Source organism: Streptomyces sp. PA03-1a (genome assembly GCF_033792805.1).
GTDB lineage: Bacteria > Actinomycetota > Actinomycetes > Streptomycetales > Streptomycetaceae > Actinacidiphila.
Genome location: NZ_JARAVO010000318.1, coordinates 1 through 8,904, shown reverse-complemented (window position 1 = coordinate 8,904; position 8,904 = coordinate 1). Strand labels below are relative to the sequence as shown.

8 protein-coding genes and 1 pseudogene are annotated in these 8,904 nt (G+C 74.6%); 5 read left to right on the top strand and 4 right to left on the bottom strand.

The annotated features are described in order from the left end of the window. Window positions 1-3 precede the first annotated feature (3 nt). The gene (locus tag PV341_RS41275) at window positions 4-1,428 is read right to left on the bottom strand and encodes an MFS transporter (RefSeq protein ID WP_500328397.1); all 1,425 of its coding nucleotides are present in this window, start codon (window positions 1,426-1,428) and stop codon (window positions 4-6) included. A gap of 145 nt (window positions 1,429-1,573) precedes the next feature. Next, a complete protein-coding gene (gene fahA, locus PV341_RS41270; RefSeq protein WP_500360522.1) occupies window positions 1,574-2,833 on the bottom strand; it encodes a fumarylacetoacetase in 1,260 nt (419 codons plus the stop codon). 160 nt (window positions 2,834-2,993) lie between these two features. On the opposite strand from fahA, the gene PV341_RS41265 reads away from it, so the two are divergent. After that, entirely contained in the window at window positions 2,994-4,355 is a 1,362-nt protein-coding gene (locus PV341_RS41265; RefSeq protein ID WP_500360520.1) for a chloride channel protein, read from the top strand. Between the two features lie 48 nt (window positions 4,356-4,403). Here the strand turns inward: PV341_RS41265 and PV341_RS41260 are convergent, their stop codons facing one another. Beyond that, entirely contained in the window at window positions 4,404-5,804 is a 1,401-nt protein-coding gene (locus tag PV341_RS41260; protein WP_500328394.1) for a DUF2252 domain-containing protein, read from the bottom strand. 202 nt (window positions 5,805-6,006) lie between these two features. Here PV341_RS41260 and PV341_RS41255 point away from each other — a divergent pair, with 202 nt between their 5' ends. From PV341_RS41255 to PV341_RS41245, 3 genes are all read left to right on the top strand, one after another. Further along, window positions 6,007-6,651, top strand: a complete 645-nt coding sequence (locus PV341_RS41255; protein ID WP_500328392.1) for a GAP family protein — start codon at window positions 6,007-6,009, stop codon at window positions 6,649-6,651. Between the two features lie 61 nt (window positions 6,652-6,712). Next, window positions 6,713-7,669 (top strand): DUF389 domain-containing protein, encoded by a 957-nt coding sequence (locus PV341_RS41250; protein WP_500328390.1) that lies wholly within the window; start codon window positions 6,713-6,715, stop codon window positions 7,667-7,669. Between the two features lie 56 nt (window positions 7,670-7,725). After that, entirely contained in the window at window positions 7,726-8,169 is a 444-nt protein-coding gene (locus PV341_RS41245; protein ID WP_500328388.1) for a DUF6325 family protein, read from the top strand. A 10-nt stretch (window positions 8,170-8,179) separates the two neighbouring features. Here PV341_RS41245 and PV341_RS41240 read toward each other — a convergent pair whose 3' ends face one another. Continuing rightward, a complete protein-coding gene (locus PV341_RS41240) occupies window positions 8,180-8,533 on the bottom strand; it encodes a hypothetical protein (RefSeq protein ID WP_500328386.1) in 354 nt (117 codons plus the stop codon). Window positions 8,534-8,729: 196 nt separating this feature from the next. On the opposite strand from PV341_RS41240, the pseudogene PV341_RS41235 reads away from it, so the two are divergent. Continuing rightward, window positions 8,730-8,904, top strand: a pseudogene (locus tag PV341_RS41235) (SHOCT domain-containing protein); the annotation flags it as partial.

Genomic DNA, 8,904 nt, shown 5'->3' with positions numbered 1-8,904 from the left:
GGCTCAGTGGGCATGGTCGTCGGTGTCCTCGGGCGGGTCGGTGCGGTCGGGGGTCTGCGGGGCCGGGCCGGAGTCCACGGGGTCCTCCCGGTAGCGGTGGAGCAGCCACAGGCTCGCGGCGGCGAGCACCGCGGGCAGCACGCTCATGCCGGCGGTGATGCCGGTCAGGGCCGAGTCCGGCTGGTCTACGTGGTGCGCGGCGTCCGAGGAACGGAACCCGCTCACCGCCAGCACCAGCGCGAAGGCCCCGGCGCCCAGCGCGAACGCCAGCGTCTCGGCGGCCGTCCACAGCCCGGTGAAGGTGGCCGCCCTGCGCCGCCCGGTGCGGACCGCGTCCGCGGCCAGGGTGTCGGCGAGCATCGTCAGCGGGAGCAACTGCAGCCCCGCGTAGGCGATCCCGACGGCGGCGACCGCCGGGTAGCCGAGCGCCGGCCCCGCGTACGGGGTCAGGGCCAGCAGGGCGGCACCGGCCACGAAGAGCAGCGAGGCGCACCACTGCGCGTACGTCACGCCGCGCGCCCGGGCCAGCCGGTTCCACAGCGGCATCACCAGCACCAGCGGGCCGATCATGCAGACGAACAGCGGGGTGACGGCCCCCGCCGAGCCCAGGGTGTACGTGGCGAAGTACTGGACCCCGGCCAGCATGATCCCCACGGCGAGCGCCTGCAGCGTCCACATGCCCACCAGGAACAGGAACGGCCGGTTGTCGCGGGCCGCCGCCAACTGTGCCCGCAGCGAAGCCTCCGACTCGCTGCGGGCGACCGACGGCGCGTGCCGGGTGAAGCGCCAGGCGCCGAGCATCCCCACCAGCAGAAGGACCGCCACGACCGCCCCCATCAGCCGGTAGCCCGCGGGCGTGTCGCCGTATCCGTGGGCGACCGCGGGGGCCAGCGCGCCCGACAACAGGATCGCCACCCCGAGGAACGCCACGCGCCAGCCCAGCACCCGGGCGCGCTCGCCGGGGTCGTCCGTCATCTCGGCGGGCATGGTCACGTACGGCACCTGGAAGACGGCGTAGGCGGTGGCGGCCAGCAGGAAGAGCACCGCCACGTAGCCCGCGGCGGCGGCCCCGCGCAGCGGCGGCGCCGCGAAGACCAGCGCGAACAGTGGCGGCAGCGTGAGCGCCCCGGCCAGCAGGAACGGCCGCCGGGAGCCGCCCTGCAGCCGGCTGCGGTCGGCGGCCGCGCCCACCAGGGGGTTGACCAGCACGTCCCACGCCTTGGGGAGGAAGACGGCCGCGCCCGCCACGGCCGCCGGGACGGCCAGCACATTGGTGAGGTAGTAGAGCAGGATCAGGCCCGGCACCGTGCCGAAGGTGCCGGTGCCCAGCGATCCCAGGCCGTAGCCGATCCGCACCTGCCGGGGCAGCGGCGGGGCGGACGCTCGGCCGGCGTCCTCGGCGGGTGCGGAGGGCAGCGTCTCGGACATGGCTCCCCTGCGGGTCCGGGTCGACTCGGGGCGGCGTACGCGACGGCGTGGCGTACGCGACGGCGCGGCGTGCCGTGGCCGGACGCCGCGCCGTCAGGCGTAGGAGATCACGCCGACCCGGGACTCGGACAGACCCCTGAACAGGTCAGTTCACGAAAAGGGCCGGTCCCGCCACCACCCGGCCCGCGACCTCGCCGAAGCCGATCCGGGTGCCGTCCGGCCCCGGGGCGGTCGCCGAGATGACGAGCTCGTCGCCGTCCTCCAGGAACGTCCGCTTCGTGCCGTCCGTCAGCACCAGCGGCTCCTCGCCGTTCCACGTCAGCTCGATCAGCGCGCCCCGCTGCTCGCGCCGCGGGCCGCTGATGGTCCCCGAGGCGAAGAGGTCGCCCGCCCGCAACGAGGCGCCGTTCACGGTCATGTGGGTGAGCATCTGGGCGTACGTCCAGTACATGGTGGAGAACGGCGGACGGGAGACGACCTCGCCCCGCAGCCGGACCTCCACGGCGATGTCGAGCCCGCGCGGCGGCGTCCCCGCGCCCCGGTCGTCCAGGTACGGCAGCGTCCCCACGTCGTGCGGCGGCGGGGCGACGCGCGCCGCCGACAGCGCGTCGAGGGGGACGACCCACGGGGAGACGGAGGTCGCGAACGACTTCCCGAGGAACGGGCCGAGCGGCACGGTCTCCCAGGCCTGGATGTCGCGGGCGGACCAGTCGTTGAGCAGGCAGACCCCGAAGACGTGCTCCTCGGCCGCCGCCAGCGGCACCGGCTCGCCCTGCACGGTCGGGCCGCCGACGACGAAGCCGAGCTCGGCCTCGAAGTCCAGCCGTTCGCACGGCCCGAAGGACGGGGCGGACAGGGCGGCGCCCCTGCGCTGCCCGTTCGGCCGGACCACCGGCGTCCCCGACACGACGATCGTGCCGCTGCGGCCGTGGTAACCGATCGGCAGGTGCTTCCAGTTGGGGGGCAGCGGCTCCCCGTCCGGGCGGAAGATCCGGCCGACGTTCGTGGCGTGGTGCTCCGAGGCGTAGAAGTCGACGTAGTCCGCGACGTCGAACGCGAGGTGGAGCGTGACGGAGCCGCGCGGCAGCAGGTGCGGCTCGACGGCCGCCCGGTGGGCCTCGTCGGTCAGCCAGGCGGTGACCAGCGACCGCACCGCCGTCCAGGCCGAACGCCCGGCCGCCAGCAACGGGTTGAGCGTCGGCGCCGTCAGCAGCCCGGCCTCGGGCCCGGCCGTTCCCGCTCCGGCGGCCCGTGCGGCGGCGCCCGCGTCGAGCACGTGGTCTCCGATGGCGACGCCGATCCGGCGTTCGTGCGGACGGTCCGCGGTGGTGAACACCCCGTACGGCAGATTGTGGACGCCGAAGGGGGAGTCGTCCGGCACGGCGACCCAGGTGGGGGCGGCCATGGCACCTCCAGATACGTCGGGGCCGCGCTTCCTCGCGCGGTCGGCTCACCCTAACGTCCAGCGTGGCCTTCGCCGCCGTGCGGCCCCGCGTCGGTAGTCTCGCCGGACATCACCCGTTCCGCCCCATTCGCGAACGAGGAGGACGACGATCAGCCCTCCCGTGAACCAGCCCCAGGAAGCCGACCAGCTGCGCGACCTGCTGCGCCGGCCGGCGTACCGCAGGACGCTCGTGTTCTCCGCGGTGATCGGCATCCCGGTGTCCTTCCTGGCCTTCTGGTTCCTCGTCGCCCTCCACGAACTCGAGCGGCTGCTGTGGGAGGTGCTGCCCGGGCACCTCGGCCTGCAGACGCCCCCGTGGTGGTGGCCGCTGCCGCTGCTCACCCTGGCCGGTGCGGTCGTGGGCCTGGTCGTCACCCGTATGCCGGGCCGCGGCGGCCACGTCCCGGCCGGCGGCCTGCACACCGGCGGGATGGCCACCTCCGCCCTGCCCGGCGTGGTCCTCGCCGCCCTGGCGGGCCTGCCGCTGGGCGCGGTGCTCGGGCCCGAGGCCCCGCTCATCGCCTTCGGCGGCGCACTGGCGCTGCTCTTCCGCGACCTGGTCCGCTCGCCGGCGACCCCGCAGACCAACGCGCTGGTCGGCGCGGCCGGTTCCGCGGCGGCGATCGCCACGATCTTCGGCAACCCGGTGGTGGCCGCCGTGCTCCTGATGGAGGTGGCCGGGGTCGGCGGGTCCCAGCTGTTCGCCGTGATGCTGCCGGCCCTGCTCGCCAGCGGCGTGGGCGACATCGTGTTCACCGGCTTCGGCCGCTGGACGGGACTGAAGACCACCCACCTCGACATCGGCCTGCCCCGCCCGCCCACCCTCGACGCGGGCGACGTGGCGTGGGGCGTGCTGCTCGCCCTGGCGGTCGGAGTGGCCGTGCACCTGATCCTCACCGGCGGCAAGGCCGCCGCGGTGTTCGTCTCCCGCCGGCCGCTGCCGCACACCGTGCTCTGCGCACTCGCCGCCGGCGTGTGCGCCGCCGTGTACGCGCTGGCCACGGGCCGCACACCGGAGGAGGTCGCCTCCTCCGGGCAGGCGGCGCTGGCGCAGATGGCCGCCGACCCGCACGCCTGGCCGGCCGGCGCCCTGGTCGCGGTGCTGCTGTGCAAGGGCGTCGGCTACGGGCTGTGCCTGGGCAGCCTGCGCGGCGGCCCGATCTTCCCCTCGCTCTTCCTCGGCGGCGCCGCCGGGCTGCTGGCCGCCCCGCTGCCGGGTTTCGGGGTCGTCCCGGCGATGGCGGCGGGCATGGCGGCCGCGGGTGCCGCCGCGATGCGCCTGCCGGTGAGCAGCGTGGTGCTCGTGGTGCTCCTGCTCGGCAACACCGCATCGGTGCCGGTCGTGGTGCTGGCGGTGGTCGTCGCCTTCGTGGCGGCCGAACTGCTGCCGCAGGGCCCGGACATCCCGCCCCTGCCGCCGCTCGGCGGCGGGCGGCCGCCCGCGTCCGGCGCGGCGTCACGGCCCGCGTCGCCGCGCCCCTGAGGAGCGCCGGGTACGCGAACCCCCGGCGGGCGTCGCCATGGTGCCGGTTCAGGCGGCCTCCGCCCGGACGCGTCCGGTGCGGACGGCGTCCACGAGTGCCCGGTGGTCCCGTTCGTTCTGGTCCGCGTACGCCTCGGCGAACCCGGCGACGGCCCGGTCGAAGACGTCGGACCCCCCCAGGTACGCGGCGATCGCGATCCGGTCCCCGGACCGCGCGTGCGCCCGGGCCAGCGTGGCGCCGCACACCTCCCCGAACAGCGTCATCGTCCTGGGCACCAGGCTCTCGGCCACCACGATGCCCTTCCAGTCGCGCAACTGCCGTACGTAGAAGTCGCGCTGCCGCCCGTCGATGCCGTGGAGGCGTTCCCAGCCGAGGAAGATGTCGCTGGTCGCCTGCATCAGGCGCTGCCCGGCGACCACCCGCTCGCCCTGCGTACGGTGCGGGCCGGCCCCCGCGTACGGGGCCAGGACCGACTCCTCGGCCTCCTTCGCCTGCAGGAACAGCGGATCCTCGTCGTCCTTGCCCAGCAGGAGCAGGATCCAGCAGCGGGTCCCCACACTGCCCACCCCGACGACCTTGCGCGCGCAGTCGGCGAGCCGGTACTGCTCCAGCAGGAAGCGGCGGTCGGGCTGCAGGGAGTGGCCGTAGCGCTCGACCAGCCGGGAGATCTCCTTCTCCAGGGCGGCGCGGGCGTCGCCGTCGAGCAGGTCGCGCAGCGGCATCAGCAGCGGGGGATCGGGGGCGATCAGGCGCCTGCCGTCGATCACCCGGGTCAGCTTGTCGAAGACCTGCAGCGTGTCGTGGGCCCGCGCCCGGGCCCGGGCACGCTCCCAGCGCAGCACGTCCTCGCCGCCCATCATCGGGGCGAACTGCTGCTGCAACCGGTCCGCCTCGAAACGGGTGTACCAGACCTGCAGGTTGCCCATCCCGGCGAAGCCGCGCATCCGCCGCCGGTACGCTCCCACCGCCGCCCGCACCACCCCCGCGCGCTCGGCCGCCGAGAAGCCGTTGGCACGGCCCGCGATGACCAGACTGGCGGCCAGGCGCTTGACGTCCCACTCCCAGGGGCCCGGCAGGGTCTCGTCGAAGTCGTTGATGTCGAACATCAGCCGCCGCTCCGGCGAGGCCAGCAGCCGGAAGTTGAGCAGGTGCGCGTCCCCGCACAACTGGGCCCGCAGGCCCGAGCGGGGCGTGTGCGCGAGGTCCCCGGCCATGACCGCGGCCGCCCCGCGGTAGAAACGGAACGGCGATTCGGCCATGCGGCCGTAGCGGATCGGCACGAGCTCCGGCACACGCCGCGCCGACTGCCCCTCCACGACGTCCACCGGATCGGCCCGGTCCGCCGCGGGCGCGTACTCCGCGTGGGCGGAGCGGGGGGTCCTCTTGCGGGCCGCCTTGCCGCGCGCGGCCCGCTCCCCGGGCGAACTCCACCGGGCGTCCACGGTCATCGCGGTCACCGTCCTCCGGGCCGCACGGACCTCGCCGGGAATGCGTGGGTGCGCCGGCCCCCTCAAACGTAAGCCCGGCACATGGGTCCGGCGAGCCCGACCCGGGGCCGCGGAGTTGTGCCCCTGGGCGGTCCCGGTGACCATGACCCCATGGACGCCGCCGGCCACCTTCCGGGGCCCCCGGCCCCCGGCGGGGGCGGCGATGGTCCTTGACCTCGTCCTGATCGGGCTGGCCGTCACCCTGTTCCCGTTCCCGCTGATGGCGTTCGTGCTGGTGCTGAGCACCCGCGGCGGGGCGTGGAAGGGACTGGCCTTCATCGTTGCCTGGCTGGCCTGCCTGGTCGCGGTCGTCGCGGCGGTGCTGCTGCTGACCCAGGGCAAGCCCCCGGAGCCGAAGTCCTCGCCCTCGACGGCCGCCCTTGCCGGCAAACTCGCCGTCGGCGTCGGCCTGGTGGGCTACGCCGAGCACCGCAGGCGCCGCGCGGCGCGCCCCCACCGGCCGTCCCGGATGACGAGCCGCCTGGAGCGCGTCTCCGCCTGGTCGTCCGCGGGCCTCGCGGTGCTGCTCCAGCCGTGGGGACTGGTCGCGGCGGGCGCCGCGACCGTCGTCGAGGCCGACCTGTCCCACCTCGAGTCCTACCTGGCGCTCATGGCGTACTGCCTGATCGCCAGCTCCACCCTGCTGACGATGGAGGTCTACACCCTCGTCGCCCCGGACTCCGCCCGCGTCCGGCTGCGCGTCCTGCGCACCTGGCTCGACGGCCACCAGGACCAGGCGATCATCGGGCTGTGCCTGGTCATCGGGCTGGTCCTGGTCGCCAAGAGCCTCTACCAGCTCACCGCCTGAGCCTGCCCCCGCTGCGCCGCGCCGAGTTGCCGCCCCCGCCGGTCGCGGGCGTAATGCAGGGGTGGACATGATCCATGTCCGTGCGGTGAGCCCGCCGGACCTCACGGACCGGGCGCTGACCGCGCTCGGTGCCGATCCCTGCGTGCTCAACCTCGTCCTGCTGCGCGGCGGCGCCCGCCACCCGGACGGCGACGCCATCGAGTGCGACGTGCTGACCGGTGCAGCCAACACCGTCCTGCGCGGGCTGCGCGAACTCGGGATCGACCGCCGCGGATCGCTCGTCCTCGACCCCGTCGACGTCGTCCTCTCCGACACCGCCGAGCGGGCCGGAGCGGCCTCCCCCGGCGCACGGCTGCGCACCCCGGTGTGGGACCAGGTCGAGGCCCGCATCCGGGCCGAGGGCCGCTACCCGCCCAGCTTCCACCTGCTGCTGGTCATCGCCGGGATCATCGGCGCGGTCGGCATCATCAGCAACTCGCAGATCCTCATCGTGGCCGCGATGGTCGTCGGACCCGAGTACGGGGCCATCACCAGCGTCGCCCTCGGCATCGACCGCCACGACCGCGCCCGGGTCCGGGAGGGGCTCCGGGCCCTGCTCGTGGGCTTCGCGCTGGCCATCGCCGCCACGCTGCTCTTCGCCCTGCTCGTACGGGCCTTCGACCTGCAGCCGGAGGCCTTCCGGCTGGGGGTGCGGCCGGTCGCCCACCTGATCAACACCCCCAACTTCTTCTCCCTCGTGGTGGCCGTGCTCGCCGGGATCGTCGGCATCGTCTCCCTCACCGAGGCCCGCACCAGCGCCCTGCTCGGCGTCTTCATCTCCGTGACGACCATCCCGGCCGGCGCCGACCTTGGCGTCTCGCTCGCCTTCGCCTCCTGGGACGAGGCGCGGGGCTCCCTGTTCCAGCTGCTGCTCAACGTCGTCGTGCTGATCCTCGTCGGCACCGGGACCCTCAGGTGCCAGCGCGCCATCTGGCGCCGCATCAGCGCCGGGGCGGCGGCCCGGGCCGAGGTGCGATGACCCCCTCCCGGTGGTCCAATGGCACGGGGGATGGCGCGGGGGAAGGGAGCAGTGCCGTGAGCGACGCGATCGACGAGATGGGCCCCATCGACTACGTGGTGATCGAATTCCCCGGCAACCGCATGACCGGGGAGGCCTTCCCGCTCCTGCTCGACCTCGTGGACCGCGGGCTCGTCCGCATCCTCGACCTGACCTTCGTCCGCAAGGACCTGGACGGGAGCGTCGCCGGCCTGGAGATCGCCGACCTCACCGCCGCGGGACTCGGCGAGCTCGAGGTCTTCCAGGGCGCCTCCTCCGGCCTGCTCGGCGCGGACGACCTCGCGGACGCCGCCGCCGTCCTCGAACCGGGCAGCTCCGCCGCCGTCCTGGTCTACGAGAACCTGTGGGCCGCGCCCCTCGCCGTCGCGATCCGCCGGGGCGGGGGCAGGCTCGTGGCCGGCGGCCGGATCCCCGTCCAGGCCGTGCTCGCCTCCCTGGACGCCGCGGAGTCCGGCCCCTGATGACCCCTGGTCAGGCGTTCCCGCCGACCACGGTGAAACTCATCCACGGCTCCGCGTCGGGGATGCCCGGGTTGCTGGTCTTCGTCGCCAGGTAGGTGCTCTGCGTGCCTTCGAGGTTCTTGCAGCCGGGACCGGTGTGCAGGACCACGTCGTTGAGGGTGTTGTTCACGATCGACCTGGCACCCGTGGGCGGCAACTGGTGGCAGCCGTCCACCGACGGATTGTCCAGCTGCACCACCTTGTTGTCCGGCGTGGTGTACACCACCGTGCCCACCGCTTGGGAGTCCAGTCCGGAGCAGCCCGCGGCGCCGAGCAGAAGGAACAGGGCGCCGGCGCGGATGCCGTGCCGCCGGAGATCTGCCATGGTGAGCGTCCTCGTCTGTGCGGAGAGCGGTGCCAAGGCCACGCTGCCCCGAAAGCGGCCACGCTGTCATGCCGGGCACGCCCAGTCGGCCGAATCGTCCTCCCCCTGGTGGTGACGGCGGACCAGGTGCCGGCGTGCGGCCCGCCCGGCGCGGTGGTCGAATGGAGGTCAAGGAGCCACCGGAAGGGACGGCACCATGCCCGGTCTACTGCGTGGAGCGGTACGTACGGCCGTCGTCGCGGGCACGGCCACCGCGGTGTCGCAGCGGGTGGCGCGACGGCAGCAGGGCCGGTGGGCGGAGCAGGGCTACGGACAGGCGGCGGTCCAGGAGCCCACGGTCCCCGCCCCGCCGCCTGTCCGTAGCCCTGCTC